Annotated in this window: 25 protein-coding genes; 9 read left to right on the plus strand and 16 right to left on the minus strand. The window is 70.0% G+C overall.

The window, feature by feature from the left end; translation table 11 throughout:
- Positions 1-55 precede the first annotated feature (55 nt).
- The 5 genes from J7I44_RS11250 to J7I44_RS11270 all read right to left on the minus strand — a co-directional run bounded on the left by J7I44_RS11250 (position 56) and on the right by J7I44_RS11270 (position 5,156).
- The gene (locus J7I44_RS11250; protein ID WP_209620536.1) at positions 56-1,579 is read right to left on the minus strand and encodes a DHA2 family efflux MFS transporter permease subunit; all 1,524 of its coding nucleotides are present in this window, start codon (positions 1,577-1,579) and stop codon (positions 56-58) included.
- Between the two features lie 105 nt (positions 1,580-1,684).
- Positions 1,685-2,878, minus strand: a complete 1,194-nt coding sequence (locus J7I44_RS11255) for an HlyD/EmrA/EmrK family protein (RefSeq protein ID WP_209620540.1) — start codon at positions 2,876-2,878, stop codon at positions 1,685-1,687.
- 9 nt (positions 2,879-2,887) lie between these two features.
- Positions 2,888-4,351, minus strand: coding sequence for an efflux transporter outer membrane subunit (locus tag J7I44_RS11260; RefSeq protein WP_209620545.1), 1,464 nt, complete (start codon positions 4,349-4,351; stop codon positions 2,888-2,890).
- Between the two features lie 23 nt (positions 4,352-4,374).
- On the minus strand, positions 4,375-4,833 hold the full coding sequence (locus J7I44_RS11265) for a MarR family winged helix-turn-helix transcriptional regulator (protein WP_209620548.1): 459 nt from the start codon (positions 4,831-4,833) through the stop codon (positions 4,375-4,377).
- 74 nt (positions 4,834-4,907) lie between these two features.
- Positions 4,908-5,156, minus strand: coding sequence for a hypothetical protein (locus J7I44_RS11270; RefSeq protein WP_209620551.1), 249 nt, complete (start codon positions 5,154-5,156; stop codon positions 4,908-4,910).
- A gap of 262 nt (positions 5,157-5,418) precedes the next feature.
- On the opposite strand from J7I44_RS11270, the gene J7I44_RS11275 reads away from it, so the two are divergent.
- Together J7I44_RS11275 and J7I44_RS11280 are read left to right on the plus strand one after the other, a co-directional pair.
- Positions 5,419-6,273: a helix-turn-helix transcriptional regulator gene (locus J7I44_RS11275; protein WP_209620554.1), complete on the plus strand. Its 855-nt coding sequence runs from the start codon at positions 5,419-5,421 to the stop codon at positions 6,271-6,273.
- Between the two features lie 68 nt (positions 6,274-6,341).
- Positions 6,342-6,704: a hypothetical protein gene (locus tag J7I44_RS11280; protein WP_209620556.1), complete on the plus strand. Its 363-nt coding sequence runs from the start codon at positions 6,342-6,344 to the stop codon at positions 6,702-6,704.
- A gap of 96 nt (positions 6,705-6,800) precedes the next feature.
- Here J7I44_RS11280 and J7I44_RS11285 read toward each other — a convergent pair whose 3' ends face one another.
- The gene (locus tag J7I44_RS11285; protein ID WP_209620558.1) at positions 6,801-9,221 is read right to left on the minus strand and encodes a S9 family peptidase; all 2,421 of its coding nucleotides are present in this window, start codon (positions 9,219-9,221) and stop codon (positions 6,801-6,803) included.
- Positions 9,222-9,370: 149 nt separating this feature from the next.
- Between J7I44_RS11285 and J7I44_RS11290 the strand changes: the two genes are divergently transcribed.
- From J7I44_RS11290 to hemC, 4 genes are all read left to right on the plus strand, one after another.
- Positions 9,371-10,036 carry an alpha/beta hydrolase gene (locus tag J7I44_RS11290; RefSeq protein ID WP_209620560.1) on the plus strand — a complete coding sequence of 222 codons (666 nt, stop codon included), beginning with the start codon at positions 9,371-9,373 and terminating at the stop codon, positions 10,034-10,036.
- 367 nt (positions 10,037-10,403) lie between these two features.
- On the plus strand, positions 10,404-11,453 hold the full coding sequence (locus J7I44_RS11295; protein WP_209620563.1) for a sensor histidine kinase: 1,050 nt from the start codon (positions 10,404-10,406) through the stop codon (positions 11,451-11,453).
- Positions 11,453-12,157, plus strand: coding sequence for a LytR/AlgR family response regulator transcription factor (locus tag J7I44_RS11300; RefSeq protein ID WP_209620566.1), 705 nt, complete (start codon positions 11,453-11,455; stop codon positions 12,155-12,157). Before J7I44_RS11295 ends, J7I44_RS11300 begins: the two co-directional genes overlap by 1 nt.
- 372 nt (positions 12,158-12,529) lie before the next feature.
- Complete coding sequence (gene hemC / locus J7I44_RS11305) at positions 12,530-13,444, plus strand: hydroxymethylbilane synthase (RefSeq protein ID WP_209620570.1); 915 nt, start codon at positions 12,530-12,532, stop codon at positions 13,442-13,444.
- A gap of 332 nt (positions 13,445-13,776) precedes the next feature.
- Here the strand turns inward: hemC and J7I44_RS11310 are convergent, their stop codons facing one another.
- Positions 13,777-14,583, minus strand: coding sequence for a DUF481 domain-containing protein (locus J7I44_RS11310; RefSeq protein WP_209620573.1), 807 nt, complete (start codon positions 14,581-14,583; stop codon positions 13,777-13,779).
- An 85-nt stretch (positions 14,584-14,668) separates the two neighbouring features.
- Entirely contained in the window at positions 14,669-15,583 is a 915-nt protein-coding gene (locus tag J7I44_RS11315) for a hypothetical protein (RefSeq protein ID WP_209620576.1), read from the minus strand.
- Between the two features lie 125 nt (positions 15,584-15,708).
- Between J7I44_RS11315 and J7I44_RS11320 the strand changes: the two genes are divergently transcribed.
- Complete coding sequence (locus J7I44_RS11320) at positions 15,709-16,695, plus strand: helix-turn-helix transcriptional regulator (RefSeq protein ID WP_209620580.1); 987 nt, start codon at positions 15,709-15,711, stop codon at positions 16,693-16,695.
- Positions 16,696-17,036: 341 nt separating this feature from the next.
- Here the strand turns inward: J7I44_RS11320 and J7I44_RS11325 are convergent, their stop codons facing one another.
- Positions 17,037-18,803, minus strand: coding sequence for an SLC13 family permease (locus J7I44_RS11325; protein WP_209620586.1), 1,767 nt, complete (start codon positions 18,801-18,803; stop codon positions 17,037-17,039).
- Positions 18,804-19,024: 221 nt separating this feature from the next.
- On the opposite strand from J7I44_RS11325, the gene J7I44_RS11330 reads away from it, so the two are divergent.
- A complete protein-coding gene (locus J7I44_RS11330) occupies positions 19,025-19,927 on the plus strand; it encodes a patatin-like phospholipase family protein (protein WP_209620590.1) in 903 nt (300 codons plus the stop codon).
- 9 nt (positions 19,928-19,936) lie between these two features.
- On the opposite strand, the gene J7I44_RS11335 is transcribed toward J7I44_RS11330, so the two are convergent.
- The 6 genes from J7I44_RS11335 to J7I44_RS11360 form a co-directional block, all read right to left on the minus strand.
- Positions 19,937-20,305 (minus strand): DUF488 domain-containing protein, encoded by a 369-nt coding sequence (locus tag J7I44_RS11335; protein WP_209620593.1) that lies wholly within the window; start codon positions 20,303-20,305, stop codon positions 19,937-19,939.
- 157 nt (positions 20,306-20,462) lie between these two features.
- Positions 20,463-21,179, minus strand: coding sequence for a glycosyltransferase family 2 protein (locus tag J7I44_RS11340; RefSeq protein ID WP_209620596.1), 717 nt, complete (start codon positions 21,177-21,179; stop codon positions 20,463-20,465).
- Between the two features lie 163 nt (positions 21,180-21,342).
- Positions 21,343-22,212 (minus strand): ParB/RepB/Spo0J family partition protein, encoded by an 870-nt coding sequence (locus tag J7I44_RS11345; protein ID WP_209620600.1) that lies wholly within the window; start codon positions 22,210-22,212, stop codon positions 21,343-21,345.
- A 2-nt stretch (positions 22,213-22,214) separates the two neighbouring features.
- A complete protein-coding gene (locus J7I44_RS11350; protein ID WP_209620602.1) occupies positions 22,215-23,060 on the minus strand; it encodes a ParA family protein in 846 nt (281 codons plus the stop codon).
- Positions 23,061-23,093: 33 nt separating this feature from the next.
- Complete coding sequence (gene rsmG / locus J7I44_RS11355) at positions 23,094-23,753, minus strand: 16S rRNA (guanine(527)-N(7))-methyltransferase RsmG (RefSeq protein WP_209620604.1); 660 nt, start codon at positions 23,751-23,753, stop codon at positions 23,094-23,096.
- 64 nt (positions 23,754-23,817) lie between these two features.
- On the minus strand, positions 23,818-24,264 hold the full coding sequence (locus J7I44_RS11360) for an SPFH domain-containing protein (protein WP_209620607.1): 447 nt from the start codon (positions 24,262-24,264) through the stop codon (positions 23,818-23,820).
- Between the two features lie 143 nt (positions 24,265-24,407).
- On the opposite strand from J7I44_RS11360, the gene J7I44_RS11365 reads away from it, so the two are divergent.
- Entirely contained in the window at positions 24,408-24,974 is a 567-nt protein-coding gene (locus tag J7I44_RS11365; protein WP_245188113.1) for a gluconokinase, read from the plus strand.
- Positions 24,975-25,017: 43 nt separating this feature from the next.
- On the opposite strand, the gene J7I44_RS11370 is transcribed toward J7I44_RS11365, so the two are convergent.
- Positions 25,018-25,851, minus strand: a complete 834-nt coding sequence (locus tag J7I44_RS11370; protein WP_209620609.1) for a pirin family protein — start codon at positions 25,849-25,851, stop codon at positions 25,018-25,020.
- Positions 25,852-25,984: the final 133 nt, after the last annotated feature.

A 25,984-nucleotide genomic window follows, 5' to 3' on the forward strand; every position in this document is an offset into this window, starting at 1 on the left:
GTTGGGCTTCAGCCCGCCCGCGGAATGAAAAAGGCGCCCGCGGGCGCCTTTTTCGTCAGTGCCCGCCGCTGGCCGCGGGCCCCGCCTTGGCCAGGAACGGCGGCCGGGTCAGCCAGATCACCAGCACCAGGCTGATGAAGACCCAGCCCAGCACATGGAAGATCTCGTTGAAGGAGATCTGGTAGCCCTGCTGGGTTGCCATCTGGTTGATCAGGGCGGCAGCGGTCTGCGGATCGCCCATCGATTCCATCGCCGCACGCGTGCCGGGGTCGTAGGCGGTGATGTGGTCGACCAGGTGTTCGTGATGGGCCACCGCGCGGCGCTCCCAGAACAGCGTGGTGATCGAGGCGGAGAAACTGCCGCCCAGCGTGCGCAGGAAGGTCGCCAAGCCCGAGCCCGACGCGATCTCGTTCTGCTGCAGGTCCGACAGCAGGATGGTCAGGATCGGCATGAAGAACAGCGCCACGCCCAGGCCCTGGATCAGCTGCACCAGCGCCACGTGGTAGAAGTCCACGCCGATGTAGAAGTCCGAGCGCATGAAGCAGGTCACGCCCAGCACCACGAAGGCGATCGAGGCGACCATGCGCAGGTCGAACTTGGGCGCGAACTTGCCCACGAAGAAGGTCAGCAGCACCGGCAGCACGCCGATCGGCGCGGTGGCATAGCCGGCCCAGGTCGCGGTGTAGCCGAGGTTGCGCTGCAGCCACAGCGGCATCAGCAGGCTCATCGCGAAGAACGCGGCGTAGGCCAGGATCAGTGCGATGGTGCCGTAGGTGAAGTTGCGGTGGCGGAACAGCTTCAGGTCGACGATCGGATCCTTGTCCGTCAATTCCCAGATCAGGAAGATCGCGATGCTGATCGCCGAGACGATGCTGGTGACGATGATGAAGGTGGAGTTGAACCAGTCCTCGTCGTTGCCCTTGTCCAGCACCACCTGCAGTGCGCCGACGCCAATGATCAGCGTGACCAGGCCGACGTAGTCGATCTTCGGCCGCTCGGTCTTGTCGGTCCGCCCGCGCATCTGGTTGCCCACCACCACGCTGGCGAAGATGCCGATCGGCACGTTGATGAAGAAGATCCACGGCCACGAATAGTTGTCGGTGATCCAGCCACCCAGGATCGGACCGGCGATCGGCGCCACCACGGTGACCATCGCCAGCAGCGCCAGTGCCATGCCGCGCTTGGCCGGTGGATAGATCGAGATCAGCAGGCTCTGCGTGATCGGGTACATCGGACCGGCCACCGCGCCCTGGATGGCGCGGAACAGGATCAGCATCTCCATGTTCTGCGACACGCCGCAGAGGAACGAGGTGAGCGCGAACAGCAGCGTGCACCAGATGAACAGCTTGATCTCGCCGAAACGGCGGGTGAGGAAGCCGGTCAACGGCAGCGAGATCGCCATGCTCACGGCGAACGAGGTGATCACCCAGGTGCTCTGGTTCACGCTCACGCCGAGGTTGCCGGCGATGGTCGGCAACGACACGTTGGCGATGGTGGTGTCCAGCACCTGCATGAAGGTAGCCAGCGAGATGCCCACCGTGGTGAGCGCCATGCTGGGTGGACGGTATTGGGTCGTCATCGCGGAAGATTCGCTTTGATGTAGGAGCCCGCTTGCGCGCGATGCTTTTCGATCCGCACCGGGGCCAAGGCATCGCCCGCAAGCGGGCTCCTACCGGGGAAAGGATTACTTGCCGCTGCCGGCCATGTTCGCGTGGATGATGGTCGCGATCAGGTCGTCGGCCCGGTGCAGCTGCTGCTCGTAGACGTCCGTGCTGAAGGCCGGCTTGGACGGGGGCTGCTGGGACAGCATGGGGCCCTGCTGGTTGTGCAGGTTCACCGTCACGTCGGTGGACAGGCCGATGCGCAGCGGGTGCTTGTCCAACTGGCCCGGATCGGCGAACACCACCCGCACCGGCACGCGCTGCACGATCTTGATCCAGTTGCCGGTGGCGTTCTGCGCCGGCAGCAGCGAGAACGCGCTGCCGGTGCCCACGCCCAGGCTCTGCACCATACCCTTGTAGGTCACGTCGCCGCCGTAGACGTCGGCGTGGATCTCCACCGGCTGGCCGATGCGCATGTCGGTGAGCTGGGTTTCCTTGAAGTTGGCGTCGATCCAGACCCCGTTCAGCGGCACCACCGCCATCAGCGGCGTGCCCGGCGCGACGCGCTGGCCCAGCTGCACCGAACGCTTCGCCACGTAACCATCGACCGGAGCAACAATCGTCGTGCGCATGGCATCGAGATAGGCAGCGCGCAGCCTGGCCGCGGCCGTCTGGACGTCCGGATGCGAGGCGACCACGGTGTCGTCCACCAGCACCTTGCTGGTCTGGTACTGCTGCGTGGCGGCGGTCAGCGCGCTCTGCGCGGCGGTCAGCTCGTCGCGGGCGTGCGCCAGCTCCTCGGCCGAGATCGCGCCGGACTTGGCCAGGTCGCGGCGGCGGTTGTAGTCGGCCTGGGCCTTGGCCACCGCCACCTTGCGCGCGGCCACGTCCGCCTGCGCACCGCTGACGGTGCTGTACAGGCCGCGCACCTTGCGCACGGTGCTGGCGAGGTTGGCCTTCGCTTCGGCGAGCGCGACCTGCGCGTTGCTCGGATCGAGCTTGATCAGTGTCTGGCCGGCCTTGACGCGGTCGCCGTCGTCCGCGCCGATCGACACCACGGTGCCGGGGATCTGCGGGGTGATCTGCACGATGTTGCCACTGACGTAGGCATCGTCGGTGCCTTCGTACCAGCGGCCGTCGAAGTAGTACCACAGGCCCCAGCCGATCAGGGCGAGCAGCACCACCACGCCGAGCGCGCGCAGCAGGAAACCGCGCTTGTTCTTCGCGGCCGGCGCGGGAGCGGCGCCGTTGGGTTGGGAAGCAGGCTGGCTGGACATGGAGAAGCCTTAGGAATGAGCGGGGGTGGAAGGGGTGGAAGCGGTGGTCTGGCCAGCGGCCGGGTCCGGGCGATAGCCGCCACCGAGGGCCTGGATCAGCTGCACCGAAAGGTCGACCTGCTGCGCCTTGAGCGCCGCCATGCGCTGTTCGGCCAGCAGCAGCTGCTGGCGCACGCTGAGCGCTTCGAGGTAGCTGCCGACGCCGGCGCGGTAACGCTGTTCGGCCAGGCGCCAGGCATCGTTGGCGGCATCCAGCGCGCGCTGCTGCGCAGCGACCTGGTCGCTGAGCGACTGCTGTGCGGCGTAGTCGTCGGCGACCTCGTTGAGCGCACCGACCAGGGTCTGGTTGTACTGCGCCACGGCCAGGTCGTACTGGGCGTCCTTCCCGGCCAGGTTGGCGCGCAGCCGGCCGCCGTCGAAGATCGGCAGGCTGAGCGAGGGGCCGACCTGGTAGAACAGCGAGGAGGCGCGCAGCAGCGGGTTGCCGCCCATGGCCAGCAGGCCCGCCATGGCGCCGAGCTTCACGTTGGGCAGGAACCCGGTCCTGGCCGCGGCGATGTCGTGCCCGGCCGCTTCCACGCGCCATCGCGCGGCGACCAGATCGGCGCGATGGCCGATCAACTCCACGGGCAGGTCGACCGGCACCGCCAGCGCGGCGGGCGTCAGCGGCTGCGGGCGGGCGATGTCCAGGCCGCGGTCCGGGCCCTTGCCGAGCAGCACCGACAGCGCCGAGCGGGCGGCGTCGATCGCGCGCTGGGCGACCGCACGCTGCTGCTCGGCGGTGGCCACTTCGGCGTCGCCCTGCTTGAGCTGCAACTGGCTGTCCAGGCCGGCGTGGACGCGCTGCGCGGTCAGTTCGCGCGCCTTGGAGGCGCGCTCGAGTTCGGCCTGCGCCAGGTCGTGCTGGGCAAACGCATAGCCCAGCTGCGCGTAGGCGCGGGCGACGTTGCCGGACAGTTCGATGCGCGCCGCGCGCGCCTCGACTTCTGTCGCGCGGGCCTGGCCCAGCGCGGCCTCCCACGCGGCGCGCTGGCCGCCCCACAGATCCAGGCCCCAGTTGAAACTCAGGTAGCCGTACTTGGCGACCGAGAAACGCGCGTCGTCGCCGAGCAGGCCCGACGGCGGCCTGGCGCCGGCCACGCTCGCACCCAGGCCCAGTTGGGGCTTGCGCGCGGCATCGGCGATGCCGGCGGCGGCCTGCGCGGCGCGGGCGCGCGCGTCGGCCGCGGCGAGGCCCGGGTTGCCAGCCAGCGCCTCGCTGATCAGGGCATCCAGCTGCGGGTCGCCCAGCCCGCTCCACCACGCCTGGTCCGGCCAGGCGGCCGGCGAGAGCGTGGCGTCGCCCAGGCTGCGCTGGGCCTGCAGCGCGGACGGGTCGAGCAGCTTGCCGTCCGGGTGCAGGCCGCCGCTGCTGGCGCAACCGGCCAGAACGAGGGTCAGTGCGGTGGCCGCCGCAAGGAGATGCAGACGCATGGTGTGGGGATTCCGGGTGAGAGTCAGTCTTTGTCGCGCAGTGCGTGCAACACGCGCGTCAGGTAGTCGTGCAGGTGCTTGCGTTCCGTTTCGCTGAGCGAGCGCTGGGCCGCCTCGAGCACGCGCTCGTTGCAGTCGGTCAGCTGCTGCCAGAGCGCGTTGCCTTCGTTCGTCAGCTCGATGCGCAGGGCGCGCCGGTCCTGCTCGTGCGGGCAGCGGCGCAGGTAGCCCTTGCCTTCGAGCTGGTCGAGCTGCCGGGTCATGGCGCCCCCATCGAGCTCGACCGCGCGGGCCAGTTCCGAGGCCGTCATCGGACCCAGCCGGGCCAGCCGCTTGAGGATCAGGAACTGGGTGAAGCGCAGCTCCACGCCCAGCGCCGCCAGTTCGGCCTCCATGGCGCGCACGATCTCCGAACGCACCAGGCCGAGCAGGACGCCGAGGCTTTCTTCGGGGGCGGGATGGACGAGTGATTCATTAACCATGGCCGCGCATTCTATTGCCCGAAGTATATTTGTCAAGGCAAATATCGTGGCGGCGGCTTTTGTTCGGGCAAGGGTCAGGCTGCGCGTGCCTGGCGTGCCGTCAGCTCGTCGCGTACCAGCGTGGCCAGCGCCGGATCGCGGATGGTGAACAGCTCGAACACGCCCAGCGCCTGCAGCGTCGGCAGCAGGGAGAGCAGTCGGGGCTCGGCTTGGCAGCGCACCGGTTCGGGCGTGGCCGGGTCGAGCATGAGTTGGGCATGCACCACGAAATCGACGAGCGCGTCGGTGTCGGGCGCGGCGGGTGGCGGAGTGATGAGCGACATGCCGGTCTCCTCTGGGTGGGGCATTGTCGGGACGGTCTTGGTCGAGCGCTTGAACCGAAGGGCTGACCCTCATGCGCAGGACGCGGCAACAGGCGGCGACGTGACAGCGTCCGGTGCGGTCGGCGGGTGGGGGAGTCCGCGACGGGCCGCGCACGAGGCTCGTGCGCCGGCACGCAACGTTAGCCGGCGACGGTTACCATGGGCAGGCAGTCGATACTGCTGGTACCCCCACTACCACCCGTTTCCTCTCCCGGGGCTCACGATGAGCACGCGCATGCAACGCATCGAGTTGAAGGCCTTCCTGCGCGCGCGCCGCGCGGCGCTGGCGCCGGAGGCGGTCGGTCTGCCGCGCGGGCAGCGCCGGCTGACGCCCGGCCTGCGCCGCGAAGAAGTGGCCGCGCTGGCCGACGTCGGGCTCACCTGGTACACGTGGCTGGAGCAGGGCCGGCAGATCAATGTGTCGGCCGCCGCATTGGCGCGCATCGCGCGTGCGCTGGCGCTGTCGCCCAGCGACGAGGCCTACCTGTTCGCGCTGGCCGGCCTGGCGCGGCCGGAACCGGCGCCCGCGCGGATCCGGGTGCCGGCGCCCATCCTGGGCATGCTCGAGCGCTACCAGGGTCCGGCGTTCGTGCTCGATCCGCTGTTCGACTTGCTCGCCTACAACCGCTATGCCGACTTCCTGTTCGACTTCGAGGCAGTGCGCGGGCCGTTCGCGCGCAACCACGTGTGGAACGCTTTCATGCATCCGCCGCGGCGGGTGCTTTACCAGCCGCACTTCATGCGCAGCGCGGCGAATCTGGTGGCGATCTTCCGCATGAGCCACGCCGCGCATCCGGACGACCCGCGCTTCGACGCACTGGTGGAGGCCCTGGTGCAGACCAGCGCGGAGTTCGCCGGTCTGTGGGAGCAACAGGAAACCGCGCCGCTATCGGCACTGGAACTGCCGCTCTACGACGCGCGGCTGGGCCACTTCTGCGTGCATTCGACGCGCCTGCCGATCCGCGACGGCCAGGCCGACGGCGCCACGGTGTTCTGCTTCGTGCCGGCCGACGCGGCCTCGGACGCCTGCTTCACGCGCATGGTCGAGCAGGTCGACGCAGCGGCGCTGCCGGCCTGAACGGCTGACACCGGCGTCACGCACGCGGATCGACGATTCAGCGCGATCCCCCGCACAGGAGCGTGATCATGGAACCGATGTTGAGCATGCGTACTGCGGCCGTGCTGCTGGCGCTCACCGCCCTGGGTGGCCTGCTGATGGCCGGCATCCGCTTCGCCGGCAAGCCGCACCCACCGACCTGGCTGGCGATGGGGCACGGATTCATCGCCGGCGCTGCCGTCACGTTGCTGGTCTACGACTACTTCACTGTCGGCCTGCCCGGCATGGCGCAGCTCGGCCTGCTGCTGTTCCTGCTGGCGGCCGCCGGCGGCATCGTGATGAACCTGGGTTACCACTGGAAGCAGCTGCCGCTGCCCAAGTGGCTGGTGGTGGTGCACGCCCTGATCGCCGCGATCGGCTTCCTGCTGCTGTTGATCGCGGTCTGGCCGTAGCCGCCCGCGTCGATCCTGCAAGGAGCCCACGGGTGGGCGATGCTCTGCTTTGGTGCCGGCCAAAGGCATCGCCCACAAGGGGCTCCTGCAAGGGCGTCAGTGCTGCTGCTTGACGTAGGTGTCGAACAGCTCGTCGATGCGCCGGTATTCGTCGTACCACGAGTCCGCGTGCACGAAGCCGTGCCGCTCCATCGGGTAGAGCGACATCCAGAAGTTCTTCTTGTGCAGCTCGATGAAGCGCTGGTACAGGCGGATCGAATCGGCCGCCAGCACGTTGTCGTCGATCAGGCCGTGCTCGATCAGCAGCGGGTCGGCCAGCTGGTCGGCGAAATTGATCGGCGAGCTGATCGCGTAGGCATGCGGGTCGAGTTCGGGCGTGTTGAGGATGTTGGCGGTGTACTCGTGGTTGTACAGCCGCCAGTCGCTGACCGGGCGCAAGGCCGCCCCGGCGGCGAACTCGCCCGGCGCGCGCAGCAGCGCCATCTCGGTCATGAAGCCGCCATAGCTGCCGCCGTAGATGCCCACGCGCTTCGGATCCACATGGTGGTGCTTCACCAGCCACGCCTTGCCGTCGAGCAGGTCCTCCAGTTCCGGATGGCCCATCTGGCGGTAGATCGCGTCGCGCCAGGCCCGTCCGTAGCCCTCCGAGGCGCGGTAGTCCATGTCCAGCACCACGTAGCCCTTCTGCACGAGCATGTTGTGGAACATCTGCTCGCGGAAGTAGTAGGGCGAGGACAGGGTGACGTTCTGCGTGTAGCCGGCGCCGTGCACGAAGATCACCGCGGGCCTGGATGCGGCATTCTCGTCCGCCGGTCCGTAGAACTTCGCGTAGATGGTGCCGACGCCATGGCTGGAGGGCACCTGGACGATCTTCGGCGCGATCCAGTCGTGCGCGGTGAAGGCGCTCTTCATCGTGTTCGTCAATTCGCGCGGCGTGCCGCCGGCGGCCGGCTGCACCGCCAGCTGATCGAACATGTACGGCGCCGAATGCAGCACGGCCAGGCGGCTGCCGTCCGGCGACAGCGCGAAGCCGTCCATGCCCTGGTACTGCGTGACGCGGGCCAGCTCGCCGCCCGCGCTCGGCACCCGGTAGACGTCGTAGCTGTAGGGCGCGACCCGGTTGGTGCGCAGGTAGAACCACTGGCCATCCCCGGACAGCTGCGGGTGGCTTACCTCGAACTTGCCGGAGGTCAGCGCCTTGGCCTTGCCGTCCAGCGGCTTGACGTAGAGCTGCGACCAGCCGGTTTCCTCGGACAGGTACCACAGCGTGCGGTTGTCCCTGAGCCAGCCGAAATCGTTGAAGTTCCAGTTGATCCAGGCCTCGTCGTGCAGGCGCTGCTGGCTGACCAGGGCGTGGCGGGTGAAGTCGACGCTGGCGATCCAGCGGTCCTTGTTGTCGATCGCGCGCAGCTGGATGGCGAGGTTGCTGCCATCCGCGCTCCACGCGATGCCGCCGCCACCGCCGTCCTCGGCGCTGGAGACGATGCGCACCGGGCGCACGTCGGGTGCCTTCAGCGCCTCGGCCTCGTCGTCCTTGCCGGCCTTCTTCAACGCCGCGACGGTCTGCGTGCGGATCGCCGCGAGCGGGTCGTCCTTGATGCCGGGCAGGCTGTCGGTCGACAACGTGTAGTGGCGGTGCTCGCGCAGGTCCAGAAGCAAAAGCGACTGCGCCGCGGGCGCGTTGTGGCCGACGTAGACGCGGGTGTCCTCGTCTTCGGCGTAGCCCGAGTCGGTCACGTAGTGGGTGAGCTTGGGCAGGCGCCCCGGCTCGTAGCTCTTCGGCCGCGTGACCACCAGCAGCCAGCGCCCGTCGGGCGAGAGCTCGGTGTCGACCGCCACGATCTTGTCGCCCAGCCAGAACGGCTGCGGCGCGCGGCCCGGGTCCGCGGTTGCCAGCGCCCGGGCGTTGGCCTTTTCGGCGTCCTTATCGGCCTTGAGCTGGCGCAGCGTGGAGAACAGTTCGAGCTGCTCGTCTTCCAGTGCGTCGGTCTTCTTCTGGTCCGGGTCGTCGGCGAACTTCAGCACCGCCACCGGCGCGCTCACGCCGCGGCTGAGGTCGTAGCTGTACCAGTCGTCGCCGGCGCGGTACTGCAGCGCGCGGCTGTCGGCGGAGAACTGCGGCGCCGATTCGTCCTCGACCGTTTGGGTCACCTGCACGGTGCGGCCGTCGGCCAGCGTGCGCAGGAACACGTCGCCGTGGCGCACGAACGCTGCGTAGCGATGCGTGCGGTCGTACACCGACGGGCCGTCCGCACCGGCCACCGCGGCAGGGTCGAGCTTCTCGCTGCGGCCGGTGGCCGGATCGACACGGTACAGGTCGCGCACCGGGCTTCCGTCACGCTTGAGCTGGTAGTAGATCGACTGCCCGTCGGCGCTCCAGTACGGCGACTCCACCGCCTGCCCGATCCAGTCGGGGTTGGCCATGATGGTTTCCAGATCCAGCGGGGCGGCGGGTGCTGCCGCCAGCGCCGGCAGCGCGGTGAAGGCGGCCAGACCCGCCAGGAGAAGTCGACGCATGCAAGCGCTCCGCGTATGGCAAAGCACCCGAGCATAGCCAAGCCTGCCCGGGTCGCAAGCGCCACAAGTCCCGGCGACGGTGCGGCGGGCTGGCGATGGCCGCAGGCATGGGCGAGACTGACCGTTTCGTCCTTGCCGCTGGAGTTCGCATGAACCTGCTTCCGACCGTCGAACGCGAAACCGGCGCCGCTCCCCGCCACAGCATCATCTGGCTGCACGGGCTGGGCGCCGACGGCAACGATTTCGCGCCGATCGTGCCGGAGCTGGTGGATGCGTCCTGGCCGGCGCTGCGCTTCGTGTTCCCGCATGCGCCGGTGCAGCCGGTGAGCATCAACGGCGGCGTGCCGATGCGCGCCTGGTACGACATCCACGGCTTCGACGCACGCGCGCCGCAGGACGAGGCGGGCATCCGCCGCGCGATCGAGGCGGTGGAGGCGCTGATCGCGCGCGAGCACGAGCGCGGCGTGCCCAGCGAGCGGATCGTGCTGGCCGGGTTTTCGCAGGGCGGCGCCATCGCGCTGTCCGCCGGCCTGCGCCATGCGCAGCCGCTAGCCGGCATCGTGGCGCTGTCGACGTATCTGCCGATCAGCGCCACGCTGGCACCCGAGCGCAGCGCCGCCAACGCGCAGGTGCCGATCTTCTGGGGCCATGGCAGCGCCGACCCCATCGTGGTGCTGCAGCGCGGGCTCGACTCGCGGGTGTTGCTAGAAGGCCTGGGTTACACCGTCGACTGGCACACCTACCCGATGCCGCACTCGGTCTGCGCCGAGGAGATCGACGACCTGCGCCGGTGGCTTGGCGCACGCCTCGCCTGATCGCCCTGCCGGACCTTACCTTCGCGAACGCGGGGGCAGCTGCCGACAGGCGGATGGGGGCACTCTCGGGGGCGATGCCCGGGTGGCCTTTCGCAAGACCTCCCCCCATCCGCCCTCCGGGCACCTTCCCCCGTAAACGAGGGAAGGATCGAGGTCGGCACTTACCGGCTTCTGCCGCGTCTCCATGCCGAGCCTTCCCCCGCGAACACGGGGGAAGGTGTCGACAGGCGGATGGGGGCGCTTTTGGGCGCGATGCCCCGGTGGCCTTTCGCAAGACCTCCCCCATCCGCCCTTCTGGCACCTTCCCCCGCGAACGCGGGGGAAGGACCGGAGCCCGGGCCCGAATGCCTACGGCATACTGGCGCGCATGAGCGATCCCCGCCCGGCCCGCGCGCCCAATCCCTTGCCGGACTTCTGCCGCCTGCCGGCGGTTGCCGCGCTGTTCGCGGTGGGCGCGCTCACCGTCACGCTGATGTGGCTGGCGCCAGACAACACGCGCGGCTGGCGCGGCTACAGCATTGGCATGCTGTTCGTGACCTGGCTGTCGATGCTGATCGCGCTGGCGCTTTGCTACGCGCGGCCCTGGCTGCAGCGGCTCGGGGGCTGGATGCCCTATGCCGGCGTGTGGCTGCTGATCGAACTGGTGGTGGCGCTGGCCAGCGCGGTGGCCCGCTGGATGGACGTCGCCCTGCAACTGGACCTGGTGCACATCGCGCCGTCGGCGTTCGTGCGCGACAACCTGCTGATCGCAGCGCTGCTGGGCGCGGCGATGCTGCGCTACTTCTACGTGCTGGCGCAGTGGCAGGCGCGCCTGGCCGCGGTGGCGCACGCGCAGGTCGATGCACTGCAGGCGCGCATCCGTCCGCACTTCCTGTTCAACAGCATGAACACCGTGGCTGCGCTGGTGCGGGTCGACCCGGCCGCCGCCGAGCGCACCATCGAAGACCTGTGCGAGCTGTTCCGCGCGGCGCTGGGCCAGTCGGGCAGCCGCGATGGCACGCTGGGCGAGGAACTGGCCCTGGTCGAACGCTACCTCGCCATCGAACAGTTGCGCCTGGGCGAACGCCTGCGCATACGCCGAGAACTCGACAGCCTGCCGATGGACTACCCACTGCCACGCCTGCTGCTGCAGCCGCTGGTGGAGAACGCCGTGCGCCATGGCATCCAGCCGCGCCGCGAGGGCGGCGAAATCCTCCTGCGCGGCGCACGGGAGGGCCAAGCCTTGCTGATCGAGGTCAGCAACCCGCTGCCCGCCGCGCCGAGCACGCCGGGCCACGGCCACGGGCTCACCAACGTGCGCCAGCGGGTGGCCTATCGCTACGGCGCGCGCGCGGCGGTCGAAGCGGGGCCGCACGAGGATCGCTTCATGGTGCGCCTGCGCCTGCCACTCCAACCTCCGCCCGCGGAGCCGAACTGATGCGCGTGCTGATCGTCGACGACGAACCGCTGGCGCGCGCGCGCCTGGCCGCGCTGCTGGGCGAATGCGACGGCGTGGTGGTCGTCGGCGCCGTGGCGGACGGCGAAGCGGCATTGGCGGCGAGCGGCGAGACGCAGCCGGACCTGCTGCTGCTGGACATCAACATGCCTGGGCTGGACGGCGCGGCGCTCGCCGCGCGGCTGGCCGGGCAGGCGCGTCCGCAGGTGGTGTTCTGCACCGCCTACGAGAACCACGCGCTGACCGCGTTCGAGCTGGGCGCGGTCGACTACCTGCTCAAGCCGGTACGGCTGGAGCGACTGCGCGAGGCCCTGCAGCGCGCGCGCCAGCGCCTGGCCGCCGCGCCGCCCGAACCGGTCGGCTACCTGCGTGGCCGGTTGCGCGGCGAGCAGGTCCGCATCGCGCTGACCGAGGTGGTGTGCCTGCTTGCCGAAGAGAAGTACGTGGTCGTGCGCCACGCCGGTGGCGAGCTGTTGATCGAGGAATCGCTGCGCCAGCTGGAGGAGGCCTATCCCACCCAGCTGGTGCGCCTGCACCGCAATTGCCTGGTGCCGGCGCCGCGCCTGCTGGGCCTGAAGACCCTGGCCGACGGCCGCGTGCTGGCGCGGCTGGCCGGCACCGAGTTCAGTCCCGAGGTGAGCCGGCGCAACCTGCCGGCGGTGCGCAAGCTGCTGCGCGCGGGCTAGGGGGATTGGCCGTCGACGCGTTCCTGAGGAGAGCTCGCCGTGCGGGCGCTCGTGCAGCGCGCTCCCATGGCTTTCCGGCATCGATGCAAAGGGCCGTGGCGGCGCGGCCTTTGCCGTGTTCCCCGCGAGCCCCGGCCCCTCACCCCCACCCTCTCCCCGGTGGGGAGAGGGAGCAGGAGCGAGCTCGCGGGGACGTCTGCATGCTCGCAAGACAGGCGCCCTCCTGGCGAAGCAGCCGGGAAGAGAGGGGAGGCCTTTCTGCACTCCATGAAGAGGCCGCGGCAACGCACGCCGCAGCCCTGAGGCGCCGCGCCGCACGCGCGATCCGGCGAATGCGGCGACAATAGGCGCTCGCTTTATCCCGGAGTCCCCATGCAGCCTTCCACCCTGCGCATCGCCACCCGCAAGAGCGCGCTCGCGCTGTGGCAGGCCGAGCACGTCGCCGCGCGCCTGCGCGCCGTGCATCCAGGCCTGGCCGTCGAGCTGGTGCCGATGACCACCCGCGGCGACGAGATCGCCGACCGCCCGCTCGCCACCATCGGCGGCAAGGGCCTGTTCCTGAAGGAGCTGGAGGTGGCCATGCTGGAAGGCCGCGCGGACCTGGCGGTGCACTCGCTCAAGGACGTGCCGGCCGAACTGGAGCCCGGCTTCGTGCTGCCGGCGATGCTGCCGCGCGCGGACGCGGCCGATGCGTTCGTCAGCAATGAGCACGCCACGCTCGATGCGCTGCCGCAAGGCGCCCGCGTCGGCACGTCGTCGCTGCGCCGGCAGGCGCAATTGCGTGCGGCGCGCCCGGACCTCCAACTGCTGGACCTGCGCGGCAACGTCAACACGCGCCTGGCCAAGCTCGACGCCGGCGACTACGACGCGATCGTGCTCGCCTGCGCGGGCCTGGAGCGGCTGGGCCTGGCCGCGCGCATCCGCCAGCGGCTGGCCGCGCCGGACTGGCTGCCGGCGCCGGGTCAGGCCGCCATCGCGATCGAGGCGCGCGCCGACCAGCCGGCCGTGCTGGCACTGCTGGCGGCGCTGGACGACGCCGACACGCGTGTGACGGTCAACGCCGAGCGTGCGATGAACCACGCGCTCGGCGGCAGCTGCACCGTGCCGGTAGCGGCCTGGTGCGTGCTGGGCGAGCGCAACCTGCACCTGCGCGGGCTGGTCGGCGACGCCGCCAGCGGACGGCTGGTGCGTGCCGAAGCCGGCGGTCCGGTGGAACAGCCGGAAGTGCTCGGCCGCGCCGTGGCCGACGCCTTGCTGTCACAGGGCGCGGCCGAGCTGCTCGGCTAGCGGGTTTTCGCAGCGCGGGCTTCAGCCCACTGCGGTCGCATCGATGGTGGGCTGAAGCCCACCCTACGGCTGCATCTGCGCGGGCTGGCTTCCCGGCCAGCAGGCGCACCGCCGGGCCGCGCGGCGGGATACACGGCCGCACCTGTGTTGGTCCTTCGCCACGTTGGAGAAAGGACCGGAACCCGCGGGAACGAAAGCCCGGAGCCGTGCGCACACACCAACGACGTGAGCGCGTCGCCATCCTCGTCCCTGTCCCATCCGGAGAGGGAAAGCGCAGGCTCTACCGATTCACCATTCCCGATTCACCTTTCCCGATTGACCATTCCCGGCTCTCAGAAGTTATAGACCAGGTTGGTCGTGGTCAGCGTGTCGGTGCTCTGCGTGCCCGGCTGCGTGTCGGAGTTGTAGCGCACCTGGAAGCCGAGCTTCAGCGCCAGCTTCTTGGTCATGCTGACCGACAGGCCCGCGTCATTCTGGTAGTACTTGTTCTTGGAGCCCGCTTCGACCAGCAGCGTGTCCTCGAAGGCGGTGTTGTCGGTCAGGCGGTACTTGAAGTTGACCAGGCCGCGACCGACCACCTCGCTCTCGGTCGGCTGGCGTACCTCGACGGTTTCGCCGTCGACCACCATGGTGGTGTTGGCCGGACGGTAGCGCTTGTAACCGGGACCGATTTCGAAGGAGAGCTCCGTGCGCTCGTTCTTCAGCGCGATGTAGCCATAGCCCAGCGAAACGATGCCCTGCCAGAGGTTGGCGCCGAAGTCGTCGTGCTCGTAACGGCCCGCACCGACGATGTAGCTGCGCGGGTCGAGCTTGTAGCCGACCGAGGCGCCGGCGTCATAGCGGTTGGCGGTGGTGCTGAAGCGGTCCACGGTCTGTCCGGTCTGGGCGTCCACCACGCTGACTTCGCCCTTCGAGCGCATGCCGTTGAGGAAGAAGTTGTTCTTCCAGTACTCGTTTTCCTGGTTCAGGCCGAGCTTGGCGTTGACGTTCTCGGTGCGCGAGTTGCCGCGCGCCGAGGCGAAGCCGAACTCGCCCGAGCCGGTCCAGCCGCCGTTGTCGGTAGCGGTATCGGCGTCCTGCGCCTGCGCCACGCCGGCGAAGGCGAACAGGCACGCGGCAACGATCAAGGTCTTCTTCATCGGGCGATCCAGTGAATGGGGGTCAAAACGGAGAGGCCGCCACCTTAATGCGGCGGATTGAACTAGCAGTGAACACGCACGCCGGTTACAGGCCCCGGGTGGGTGCGTGATCCGCGCGGCACAGCCGCGCCAGCGCCGCCTCGTAGGCACGTTGCTCGATGGTGCGACCCAGCAGGCAGCTGGTTGCCGCCAGCGCCACCAGCCCCACGCCCGCGTCCGACAGGTCCACCACCAGCAAGGCCAGGCTCGGCACCGCGTAGGTGAACAGGGCCGCGACGAAGCGCGCCGTGCGCCCGCGCATGCGCTGCGTCGACGGGCGCCCTTCCGGCGGACTGAGGGCCTGCCAGCGCAGGCCCTCGATCAGGCCCAGCAGCAGCGCGAGCACCAGCAACACCATGATCCACGGACGCGTGCCCGCTGCGTGCGCGGCGCCGTCCTGCGCGGCCAGGCACAACCACAGCCACAGCCCGCCCGTGTACAGGGATGCCACCAACCGGCTCAGCGGCAGCTGCGCCGAACAGCGGGATACGCCGGCCGACAACCGGCGTCGATAGTTGTGCACCGTGTACACCAGGCTGGCCGCGCTGCACAGTGCCAGGGCCGCACCGGCCGCGCGGGTGGCCCAGAAGCCGTTGTCGCCACGAACCAGGCCGGCGACCGCCAGCATCGGCAGGTAGGCCGCCAGCGCCAGCAGCGCCTCGCGCGTGGGCCGGCTGCGGCGTGCCGGGAACCAGCCGTGCCATTCGGACAACCCGCGCAGGTGCAGACAGGCGACCACCAGCCCGGCGCTGACGAACGCCGCGCCCAGCGCCAGCGGCAGCAGGGCCTCGCTGCGACCGCCACGGTAAATACCCAGCGCCAGTGCCAGGCCCAGCAGCATCCACAGTCCGTAGCCGGACAGCGCCAGCGTGCGCAGCAGCGAGGACGGATAGGCCGGCGGCAGCGGATGCTCGCGCATCGCGCCGGAGATACAGGCCTGCATGTCGCTGGATGGGTGCATCACATCGAAGGCTCGGCGGCTGGGGGAAAACCGCGACCCGGCTCTCGTGCCGGGCCGTGCGACGGACTTGCGGCCGCCGCGGGCCGTACCCATGCTACACAAAGCTCCCACCCCAGCGGTATGCCATGGATCGCTACGAACGCATTCTGACCCTGCACCGGGTTCTCAAATCGGCGCATTACCCGGTACCGCTGGCGCGGCTGATGGACGAGCTGGAATGCTCGCGGGCCACGCTCTATCGCGACATCGCCTTCCTGCGCGACGGTCTGGGCGCACCGATCGAGAGCGCCGGCACCGACCAGGCCGCGTTCCGCTACGAGGTGGGCGAGGGCGAGCGCTTCGAGCTGCCGGGTTTGTGGCTGACTTCCGACGAGCTGGCCGCGCTGCTGGCACTCAACGAACTGATCGGCCGCTCCGGCCCCGGCGTCCTGGCCGGTGCGCTGGCGCCGTTCAAGGCGCGCATCGAGCGCCTGCTGACCGGGCAGGAGAAGGACAAGGCGCTGCCGATCGAGCGCATCCGCGTGATCCCCTGGGGCGAGCGCAAGCTCGACCAGCAGGTGTTCCGCGTCACCGCCGGTGCGGTGCTCGAACGCAGCCGCCTGCGGTTTTCCTACCGCGCGCGCACCACCGACTCGGACAGCAAGCGCACGGTGTCGCCGCAGCGGCTGACCCACTACCGCGACAACTGGTACCTGGACGTGTGGGACCACGACCGCGAGGCGCTGCGCAGCTTCGCCGTGGACCGCATCCGCGACGCGCACGCACTGGACGAGCCGGCGATCGACGTGCCGGAAACCGATCTGAACGAACTGCTCGCCTCCAGCTACGGCATCTTCGCCGGCAAGCCCAAGGCGTGGGCCACGATCCGCTTTTCCGCGCATGCGGCCCGCTGGGTCGCCGACGAACACTGGCACTCGCAGCAGAAGGGCGAGTGGCTGCCGGACGGCCGCTACGAGCTGAAAGTGCCCTACTCCAAATCGCGCGAGCTGCTGATGGACGTGCTCAAGTACGGCCCCGATGCCGAAGTGGTGGCGCCGCTGCCACTGCGCGAGGAGATGAAGAGCCTGTTGCACATGGCGCTGGGGGCCTACGGGCAGGCGGCACGTCCGTGACCTGAAGCCCTCTCCCCTCCGGGGAGAGGGTTTGGGTGAGGGGCCGGGGCTCGCGGGAAGATGTCCACTGCGTTCGTACCGTTTGGAAAGTCCCTCGCTAGAGCGACCCCTCACCCCAGCCCTCTCCCCGGAGGGGAGAGGGGGCAGAGCAGATAGCCGCCCTCAAGGACGCCCCGTGACCTGAAGCCCTCTCCCCTCCGGGGAGAGGGTTTGGGTGAGGGGCCGGGGCTCGCGGGGGAGGTGTCCGGTGCGTTCGCACCGTTTTGAAAGTCCCGCGCTAGAGCGACCCCTCACCCCAGCTTTCTCCCCGGAGGGGAAGGGAGCAGGGCGGATAGTCGCCCTCAAGGATGAAACGGCCAGAATTGCGGGATCAGCCACATCGAGAGTGTGCAGAACAACGCGATCAGTGGGATGCCGACTTTCATGAAGTCGGTAAAGCGGTAGCCGCCGGCGTAATACACCATGGTGTTGGTCGGATAGCCCACCGGCGTGGCAAACGAGGTGGCCGCGGCAAAGGCCACCGCCACCACGAACGGACGCGGGTCGGCATGCGCTGCATGCGCCACCGTCACCGCGATGCTCACCATCAGCACCACCGACGGGTTGTGCCCCATCAGCTCGGTGAGCAGGGCGGTCAGCAGGTAGACCATCAGCAGCGCGGCCAGCGGGCCGTGGCTGCCGACCAGCCCCATCGCGCCCTGCACCACCACGGTGGACAGGCCGGTCTTCTCGATCGCCAGGCCCAGCGGCAGGATCGCGCCGAGCAGGATGATGATCTTCCAGTCCATCCCCTCGTAGATGTCCTTGCGACCGAAGCAGCCGGTCAGCGCCATCGCGGTGGCGCCGCACAAGGCGGCGATCGGGATCGGCAGCCAGTGCATGCCCGAGGCGACCACCACCGAGACCATGATGGCGGCGGCGATCCACGCCTTGCGCATGCTGCCGCGCGCGTCGTCGCGCTCGGACAGCACGATGAACGCATCGTCCGTGCGCAGCTTGGGCATGCCGCCTTCGTCGACCAGCGCCAGCAGCACGTCGCCGACCGCCAGGTCGGTGTTGCTCAGCTTGTCGCGCAGCACTTGGCCGCGGCGGTGCACGGCCAGCACGGTGGCGCGGTAGCGCCAGTCCAGTCCCAGCTCGGCCATGCGCCGGCCCTCGGCGGGACTGCCCGGGGCGACCATCAGCTCGGCCAGCACCCGCGGGCGGTCGCCGTCGCGTTCGTAGTGCTGCTCTGGCGCGTTGCGCAGCCGCGCGCGACGCTGGAACTCCTCGATCTTCTCCCAGTCGCCGCGCACCAGCAGGACGTCGCCGGCGGCCAGCTGCTGCTCGCGTGGCGACCACATGCGGCGCTCGCCGCGCAGCAGTTCCAGCGGGTAGACGCCGTACTTGTCGCCCAGCTGGGCGTCGGCAATGCGCGTGCCAAGCAGGGGCGAATCCTCGCCCACGATCAGCTCGGTCACGTACTTGCCGACCTCGCCGCCTTCCGGCAGCGCGGCGTCAATGTGCTTGGGCAGCAACTTGCGGCCGATGAGCATCAGGTAGGCCATGCCGGCCACCGCGAGCAGCGCGCCAAGCTTGGTGAACTCGAACACGCCGAACGGCGGCAGGCCGTGCTTCTGCGCCAGGCTGTCGGTGAGCAGGTTGGAGGAGGTGCCGATCAGCGTGCACACGCCGCCCATCTGCGCGGCATAGGCCATCGGCATCAGCACGCGCGCCGGCGAGGTGCCGGTGCGCTGGCACACGCGCAGCGCCAGCGGCAGGAAGGTGGCGACCAGCGCGATGTTCTTCACGAACGCGCCCAGCGGCGCGATCGCCAGCATCATCGCCAGGGTCAGCAGCCACGGCTTGCGGATGCGCATCAGCAGGCGCGTCAGCGGCTCCAGCGCGCCGGAACGCTCGATGCCCAGGCTCAGCGCGAACATCGCCGCCACCGTCACCGTCGCCTCGTTGCTGAAGCCGGACAGTGCCTCCTCGGGCGTGACGATGTGCAGCACCACCAGCGCTGCCAGCGCCAGCAGCGCGACCAGGTCGATGCGCACCTTCTCGCTGGCGAACAGCGCCATCGCGCCGACGATGATCGCCACCGTGGCCCAGGCCTGCCAGCTCATGCGCGCGCCTCCCAGCGGGGTGAGAGGCTGCCCGGGTCGGGCGGGCGGCGCGGGGCGTTCGGGCGGGTATCGGCTGGCATGGTTCCTTTTGGGCTGCCTGGTCAATGGCGCGGACGCCGACGGAACATCATAACGGTCGTGGCCGCTGGACGCCCGGACGCAGACTTCACCACAGCCCCACGCTAACGTATCGTGAGGACTCGCCCTTCACAGGCTATCGCATGAGCCAGCCCGCACCCGCGGATGAGCCGCGCCCCACGACCGTCGCCCTCGCATTGGGCGCCGGCGGCGCGAAAGGACTGGCCCACATCGGCGTCATCGAGGAGATCGAGCGCCAGGGCTATGTGATCGGCGCCATCGCCGGTTCCTCCATGGGCGCGCTGATCGGCGGCATCTACGCCATGGGCAAGCTCGACGTCTATCGCGACTGGGTTTGCAAGCTGGCGCGCTTCGACGTGCTGCGGCTGGTCGACTGGACGTTCCGCGGCGGCCTGATCAAGGGCGAGAAGATCATCGAGACCCTGCGCGAGCTGATCGGCGACGCGCGCATCGAAGACCTGCCGCTGGCCTATACCGCGGTGGCCACCGACATCGACCGCGAGCGTGAGGTGTGGTTGACCCACGGCCAGCTTTTCGACGCCATCCGCGCCTCGATTGCCATCCCCACCATCTTCCGCCCGCACACCATCGAGGGCCGCCGTCTGGTCGACGGCGCCCTGCTCAACCCGGTGCCGGTGACCCCGCTGATCCGCGAGCGCGCCGAAATCGTGTTCGCGATCAGCCTGGACGGCCCCTCGGGCGTCCTCGCAGCCCCCGAGCGGGATGCCAGGGCCGATCCCGATGTCGAGCCCAGCTGGCTCGACCGCCTGCTCGCGCGCGGCGAGGACAAGCCCGCGCGCGCGACGGAGCCGGGCGCGCTGTCCCTGCTCAACCAGGCGATGGACCTGATGCAATCCAACCTTTCGCGGCTGCGGCTGGCCGCCTACGAGCCGGACCTGCTGATCGAGATCCCGCGTGACGCCGCAGCAACCTACGAGTTCTACCGCGCCACTGAACTGATCGAACTGGGCCGCACGCGCACGCGCGAGGCGCTGGAGCGGTTCGAGGCCGCTCGCAGGGGCTAGTCGCCGCCGTCAGTGCGGGCCGTGCGCGCTGAGGTAGTTTTCCAGGTAGGCCTTCAGCGCCACCGCGTTGTTGTGCTCCTCGTCGCGCGCGCCGAACAGCAGGGTCACATGGTGGTGGCGGGCCTTTTCGGCCAGCGTCTGCCAGGTTTCCGGAACGTTATCGAGCTCGCCCGCGTAGCGATGGCGAAACCCTTCCCAGCGATTGGGCTCGTGGCCGAACCACTGGCGCAGTTCGCGCGAGGGACCGACGTCCTTCATCCACAGGTCGAGCGCGGCGTTGTCTTTTTTCAGCCCACGCGGCCACAGGCGATCGACCAGCACCCGGTAGCCATCGCCGGGCGAGGGCGGGTCATAGACGCGTTTGACAGTCAGGCTCATGGCGTCCCCCTTGGAAGGAAACCTGCGCCAAGCTTACCCCCGCCGGGTGAGCGGTACGCGAAGCGACACGCCCTTGTGGGAGCCCGCCTGCGGGCGATGCTCCTCTGTCCGGCTTTCGAGAAAGAGCCTCGCGGGCTCCCACCCCCGGCAGTGAGGCTCAGAGTTCCTCGACCCGGGTGACCTTGGCGCGGCGCATCAGCCAGGCCACGCCGCGCAGGTCGGCCAGGCCGACCCACAGGCGGTCGAGCATGCCGTACTTGGAGGTGCCGGCGGTGCGCGGGCGATGGCCGACCGGCACGCTGCGGCTCTCGAAGCCGGCGCGGCGCACCAGCGCCGGCAGGTAGCGGTGCATGTGGTCGAAGTAGGGCAGGCGCAGGAAGGTCTCGCGCTCGAACAGCTTCAGGCCGCAGCCGGTGTCGGGCGTGGCGTCCTTGAGCATGCGCGAGCGCACCGCGTTGGCGACCTTGGAGGAAATGCGCTTGTTGAAGCTGTCGCGGCGCGTGGTGCGCCAGCCGGCGAACAGCTTCACTTCGGGCGGCGCGTTGCGGCGTGCGTCGAGCAGGCGCGGGATGTCGGCCGGATCGTTCTGGCCGTCGCCGTCCAGGGTGGCGATCCAGCTGCCGCGCGCGGCGCGCACGCCGTTGGATACCGCGGTGCTCTGGCCGCTGCGGGTGACGTGGTGCAGCACGCGCAGCTCCGGGTACTGGGCCTTCTGCGCGGCCAGCACGGCGCGGCTGTCGTCGGTGGAATCGTCGTCCACGTAGACGATCTCGAAGTCGGCCTTGCCGCGCAGGGCAGTGGCGATTTCGGCGAGCAGCGGCGGGATGTTGTCGCGCTCGTTGAACACGGGCACGACGACGGAAAGCTCGGGCATGGGGCCAGTCCGGAGGAACGATACGGGCGGCGATTATCGCCGATGCGGGCCGATGGCGCAGGTTACGGAACGAGCGCCTGGCAGCCTGCTGTAGGAGCGCACCCTGTGCGCGACCGCCATGCATCCGGGTCGCGCACAGGGTGCGCTCCTACAATGCGCTGCGTTAGCGCAGCTTGCCGAGGATGCCGTCCAGCTCGTCGTTGCTGTGGTAGTGGATCACCAGCTTGCCGCGCCCACCGCGGCCTTGCGCCAGTTCCACCCGCGCACCGAAGCGCTCGCCCAGCTCGCGCTCCAGCGCGTCGACGTTGGGGTCGCGCGAGCCGCCGGCCCTGGCCTTGCCCTTGGGCGCGGCCTGCGCACGGCGCGCGGCGTCCTCCAGTTCGCGCACGCTCCAGCCCAGGGTCGAGGCCTGGCGCGCCAGCGGCAAGGCGATGCCTTCGTCCAGGGTGAGCAGGCAGCGGGCGTGGCCCATCTCCAGCTTGCCCTCGTCGAGCAGTTTCTTGATCGGCGCGGGCAGGTCGATCAGGCGCAGCAGGTTCGACACCGCCGCACGCGAGCGGCCGACCGCGTCGGCGGCCTGCTGGTGGGTCAGGTCGAAGTCGTCGATCAGGCGCTTGAGCGCGTCGGCTTCTTCCAGCGGCGTGAGGTCCTGACGCTGGATGTTCTCGATCAGCGCCATCGCCGGCACGGCGGCCTCGTCGACGGTCTTGACCAGCGCCGGGATCTCGCTCATCTGCGCGCGCTGGGCCGCGCGCCAGCGGCGTTCGCCGGCGATCAGCTCGTAGCGGTTGCTGCCGATGGCGCGCACCACCACCGGCTGGATCAGCCCCTGCGCCTTGATCGAGGCGGCCAGTTCGTCCAGCGCCTCTTCGTTCCAGTGCCGGCGCGGCTGGTACTTGCCCGGCTGGATCTGCTGGATCGGCAGGGTGCGCAGTTCGCCTTCCTGCTCCAGCGGCGATGCGGTGCCGGCGCCGTCGCCGCCGAGCAGCGCGTCCAGCCCGCGGCCGAGTCCCCGTTTCTTCGCGGCGGCCATGGTTACTCCTGGTGGATGTCGGCGGCCGCGTCGAGCGTCGCGCCGGTGTCGTGCATGTCGTTGAGTGCGGCCACGGCCGCCTGCGCGCCGCGTTCGCGACGGATGATCTCGCCGGCCAGGCCGATGTAGGCGATCGCGCCGCGCGAGCTGCGGTCGTACAGATGGATCGGCTGGCCGTGGCTGGGTGCCTCGGCCAGGCGCACGTTGCGCGGGATGATCGAGCGCAGCACCTTGTCGCCGAAATGCTGGGTCAGCTGCGCGGAGACTTCGTTGCCCAGGTTGTTGCGCACGTCGTACATGGTGCGCAGCAGGCCCTCGATCTCCAGCTTGGGGTTCAGCCGCTGGCGCACCGCCTTGACCGTGTCGAGCAGGCTGGAGAGCCCTTCCAGCGCGAAGTATTCGCACTGCACCGGGACCAGCACGCCGTCGGCGGCGGCCAGCGCGTTGAGCGTGAGCAGGTGCAGCGAGGGCGGGCAGTCGATCAGGATGGTCTGGTATTTGTCCGAGATCTTGGCCAGCTGTTCCTTGAGCCGGCTCTCGCGCGCGATCGCGTCCATCAGCTTGAGCTCGGCGGCGGTCAGGTCGCCGTTGCCGGGCAGCAGGTCGTAATGCGCCTCGGTGGCGACGATGGCGCGCTCGATCGGCGCTTCGTCCAGCAGCACCTCGCAGCCGTTGGGCTTGGCCTCGCGCTTGTCCACGCCCGAGGCCATGGTGGCGTTGCCCTGCGGGTCCAGGTCGACCAGCAGCACCTTGCGCTTGGCGGCCGCGAGCGCCGCCGCGAGGTTGACCGCCGTGGTGGTCTTGCCGACGCCGCCTTTCTGGTTGGCGACAGCGATGATGCGGGCCATGGTCATCCGGTCGTGCAACAAAGGACAGCTAGATTAGCAGGGCGCGGCAGCACCGGATTCACCCGCCCCGCGGCCAATGACGACCAGGCTGCGCTCGGCGCCCAGCCCGGGCACATCCAGCGCGTGGACGGCTTGGACCACGAAACCGGACGGCAGGGCGGCGATCTCCTCGGCCGGCGGCTTGCCCTTCATGGCCAGCCAGCGGCCGGCCGGGGCGAGCAGGTGGCCGCCCCAGGCCAGCATGTCGGCCAGGCTGGCGAAGGCGCGGGCGGTGACGCAGTCGAACCGGCCCTCGACCTCCTCCACCCGCGACTGCACCGCGCGCACGCCTTCGAGCTTCAGCGCGCGGATCGCCTCGCGCAGGAAGCGCACCTTCTTGCCGTTGGAATCGACCAGCAGCACCTCGCGCCCGGGCGCGGCGATCGCCAGCGGGATGCCGGGCAGGCCCGGGCCGGTGCCGAGGTCGGCCAGGCGGTCGCCTTCGACGTAGGGCAGGATCGCCAGCGAGTCGAGCAGGTGGCGGGTGACCATCTCGGCGGGGTCGCGCACGGCGGTGAGGTTGTAGGTGCCGTTCCAGCGCTCGAGCAGGGACTGGTAGTCGAGCAGGCGCTCGACCGCGCCGGGTGGCAGCGCCAGGCCCATCGCGGCCAGGCCCTGTTCGAGCTGGTGATGCAGGACGGGACGGGAGCTCATGGGCGGTCCGGGGGCTGGCAGGACCGCCCAGTATCCGCGCGCCGGCGCGGCGAAGCCAGCGCCCTCAGGCCAGCTCCAGCTCGACCCGGGTGACCATCAGGCCGCGCTCGCGCAGCATGCCGTTCAACACGCGCTTGAGCCGGCTGCCCAGCGCGCGCTGGTCGGGTTCGGGCGCCGGTTCGCCGTGCAGGGCCTCCAGCGCGCTGGTGCGGATCAGCTGTGCCGCCTGCTCGATCACCGGATCGACCCGCTCCGGCTCCAGCACCTGCCAGTAGACCCGGCCGCGGACGCCGCGCGCGTCGCCCAGCGCGTCCTGGAACTGCAGGATCTGGCCGGTCAGGTCGATCCGGTGCCCGGCGCGGTCCAGCCCCGGCCACAGCAGGTGCAGGCCCGGCTCGAGCAGGCGCGACCGGCCGCGGCGGTGGACGACCTGCACGTGGCCGGGCGGCACGCGGCGCAGCACAGCCGGAACCAGGCAGACGAGGGCGATGGAGACCAGGAGCGCGATCATGGCGGAGGCCGGTGGGTTGCAGACGACGTGGCAGGGGTCCGATGCTAGGGCGGCCCGTGCCAGGCAGGATTAATGGCTTTTTAACTCCCTTGCCAAGCACATCGGCCGCCCGCTTCCTCCCTTGAGTGCCACGACGTGACCGCATGCACACTTCGCCCGCTTCCCGCCGCCCGGTGCCGATGAGCAACCCGGTGATGCTGGTGGTGATGGGGGTGTCCGGCTCCGGCAAGAGCACCATCGCGCGGCGGCTCGCCGAGGCGCTGGGCTACGCGTTCCTCGACGGCGACGACCTGCACCCGCCCGCCAATATCGCGAAGATGAGCGCGGGCGTGCCGCTGGAGGACGCCGACCGCGCGCCCTGGCTGGACGCGATCGCCGCCTGGATGCAGCAGGAGCTGGCGGCCGGACGCAGCGCCGTGGTCGCCTGTTCGGCGCTCAGGCGGGCGTACCGCGAGCGCCTGCGGGAGGCTGGCCCGGGCGTGCGCTTCGTCTATCTGGAGGTTGACCACGACGAGCTGGCCCGGCGCATGCGCGGGCGCGAGCACTTCATGCCGCCGCGGTTGCTGGGCAGCCAGCTGGCGACGCTGGAGGAGCCGGACCGCGACGAGCCGGCGCTGCAGGTCGATGCCAATGGCAGCATCGAGGCGACCGTGGCACGGGCGCTCGACGGCCTCGCGCAGCAGGGCCTGGCGCGCGAGCCGCGCGCCTAGTGGGCTTCCGCCCAACCGGCCCGGCTGCACGCAAGGCGGTGGCTCAGAACCGTCCGGCGCGGAAATCGGCGATCGCCTCGTGGATCTGCGCGGGCGTGTTCATCACGAACGGGCCGTAGCGCGCGACGGTCTCGTTGAGCGGCCGGCCGGCCACCACCAGCAGCCGCGCGGCGCTCGCGCCGGCGCCCAGGGTCAGGCGGTCGCCTCCGGACAGCACCGCCAGCTCGCCGCGCGGCAGCGGTTCGCCGCCGACCTCGGCCGCCTCGCCTTCGAACACGTAGGCGAAGGCGTGGTGTTCCGCCGGCAGGTCCAGTTCGAAGCGCGCGCCGGCGGCCAGCGTGATGTCCAGGTACAGCGGCTCGGTGGCGACGCCCTGCACCGGCCCGATCGCCTCGCCCAGCCGCCCGGCGATCACCCGCGCCCGCACGCCGGGCGACGGTTCCACCTGCGGGATGCGCTCCGGCGCGATGTCCTGGTAGCGCGGCGCGGTCATCTTGTCCGCGGCCGGCAGGTTCACCCAGAGCTGGAAGCCCCACATCAGGCCGTTTTCCTGCTGCGGCATCTCCGAATGCAGGATGCCGCGCCCGGCGGTCATCCACTGCACGCTGCCAGGACCCAGGTCGCCCTGGTTGCCGTGGTTGTCGCCATGGCGCATGTGCCCGGCGAGCATGTAGGTGACTGTCTCGAAGCCGCGGTGCGGGTGTTCGGGGAAGCCGGCGAGGTAGTCGCCGGCCTGGTCGGAGCGGAATTCGTCCAGCAGCAGGAACGGATCGAGCATGTCCAGGTTGGGCTGGCCGATGATGCGCTTGAGCTTCACGCCGGCGCCGTCGTTGGTGTCGATGCCGCGCACGCGGCGGGTGATGGTGCGTTGGCTCATGGAACAGGCCTCCGGCGCGAATGGATGTCCATCAGCATGGGGCCGGTGGCGGATGGCGCCAAGCGTGGCGGCGTGAACGGATCGTTCGCCGAGAGCCTTTCTGCGGGAGCGCACTCCGGGCGACCGGGTGCAG

Origin of the sequence: Frateuria flava, assembly GCF_017837635.1 — a bacterium.
GTDB lineage: Bacteria > Pseudomonadota > Gammaproteobacteria > Xanthomonadales > Rhodanobacteraceae > Frateuria_A > Frateuria_A flava.

Bases quoted from the DNA above. Each gene is read 5' to 3' on its own strand.
- J7I44_RS11250 (WP_209620536.1), bottom strand. From the start codon at position 1,579: ATGACGACCCAATACCGTCCACCCAGCATGGCGCTCACCACGGTGGGC.
- J7I44_RS11255 (WP_209620540.1), bottom strand. From the start codon at position 2,878: ATGTCCAGCCAGCCTGCTTCCCAACCCAACGGCGCCGCTCCCGCGCCG.
- J7I44_RS11260 (WP_209620545.1), bottom strand. From the start codon at position 4,351: ATGCGTCTGCATCTCCTTGCGGCGGCCACCGCACTGACCCTCGTTCTG.
- J7I44_RS11265 (WP_209620548.1), bottom strand. From the start codon at position 4,833: ATGGTTAATGAATCACTCGTCCATCCCGCCCCCGAAGAAAGCCTCGGC.
- J7I44_RS11270 (WP_209620551.1), bottom strand. From the start codon at position 5,156: ATGTCGCTCATCACTCCGCCACCCGCCGCGCCCGACACCGACGCGCTC.
- J7I44_RS11275 (WP_209620554.1), top strand. From the start codon at position 5,419: ATGAGCACGCGCATGCAACGCATCGAGTTGAAGGCCTTCCTGCGCGCG.
- J7I44_RS11280 (WP_209620556.1), top strand. From the start codon at position 6,342: ATGGAACCGATGTTGAGCATGCGTACTGCGGCCGTGCTGCTGGCGCTC.
- J7I44_RS11285 (WP_209620558.1), bottom strand. From the start codon at position 9,221: ATGCGTCGACTTCTCCTGGCGGGTCTGGCCGCCTTCACCGCGCTGCCG.
- J7I44_RS11290 (WP_209620560.1), top strand. From the start codon at position 9,371: ATGAACCTGCTTCCGACCGTCGAACGCGAAACCGGCGCCGCTCCCCGC.
- J7I44_RS11295 (WP_209620563.1), top strand. From the start codon at position 10,404: ATGAGCGATCCCCGCCCGGCCCGCGCGCCCAATCCCTTGCCGGACTTC.
- J7I44_RS11300 (WP_209620566.1), top strand. From the start codon at position 11,453: ATGCGCGTGCTGATCGTCGACGACGAACCGCTGGCGCGCGCGCGCCTG.
- hemC (WP_209620570.1), top strand. From the start codon at position 12,530: ATGCAGCCTTCCACCCTGCGCATCGCCACCCGCAAGAGCGCGCTCGCG.
- J7I44_RS11310 (WP_209620573.1), bottom strand. From the start codon at position 14,583: ATGAAGAAGACCTTGATCGTTGCCGCGTGCCTGTTCGCCTTCGCCGGC.
- J7I44_RS11315 (WP_209620576.1), bottom strand. From the start codon at position 15,583: ATGCACCCATCCAGCGACATGCAGGCCTGTATCTCCGGCGCGATGCGC.
- J7I44_RS11320 (WP_209620580.1), top strand. From the start codon at position 15,709: ATGGATCGCTACGAACGCATTCTGACCCTGCACCGGGTTCTCAAATCG.
- J7I44_RS11325 (WP_209620586.1), bottom strand. From the start codon at position 18,803: ATGAGCTGGCAGGCCTGGGCCACGGTGGCGATCATCGTCGGCGCGATG.
- J7I44_RS11330 (WP_209620590.1), top strand. From the start codon at position 19,025: ATGAGCCAGCCCGCACCCGCGGATGAGCCGCGCCCCACGACCGTCGCC.
- J7I44_RS11335 (WP_209620593.1), bottom strand. From the start codon at position 20,305: ATGAGCCTGACTGTCAAACGCGTCTATGACCCGCCCTCGCCCGGCGAT.
- J7I44_RS11340 (WP_209620596.1), bottom strand. From the start codon at position 21,179: ATGCCCGAGCTTTCCGTCGTCGTGCCCGTGTTCAACGAGCGCGACAAC.
- J7I44_RS11345 (WP_209620600.1), bottom strand. From the start codon at position 22,212: ATGGCCGCCGCGAAGAAACGGGGACTCGGCCGCGGGCTGGACGCGCTG.
- J7I44_RS11350 (WP_209620602.1), bottom strand. From the start codon at position 23,060: ATGGCCCGCATCATCGCTGTCGCCAACCAGAAAGGCGGCGTCGGCAAG.
- rsmG (WP_209620604.1), bottom strand. From the start codon at position 23,753: ATGAGCTCCCGTCCCGTCCTGCATCACCAGCTCGAACAGGGCCTGGCC.
- J7I44_RS11360 (WP_209620607.1), bottom strand. From the start codon at position 24,264: ATGATCGCGCTCCTGGTCTCCATCGCCCTCGTCTGCCTGGTTCCGGCT.
- J7I44_RS11365 (WP_245188113.1), top strand. From the start codon at position 24,408: ATGCACACTTCGCCCGCTTCCCGCCGCCCGGTGCCGATGAGCAACCCG.
- J7I44_RS11370 (WP_209620609.1), bottom strand. From the start codon at position 25,851: ATGAGCCAACGCACCATCACCCGCCGCGTGCGCGGCATCGACACCAAC.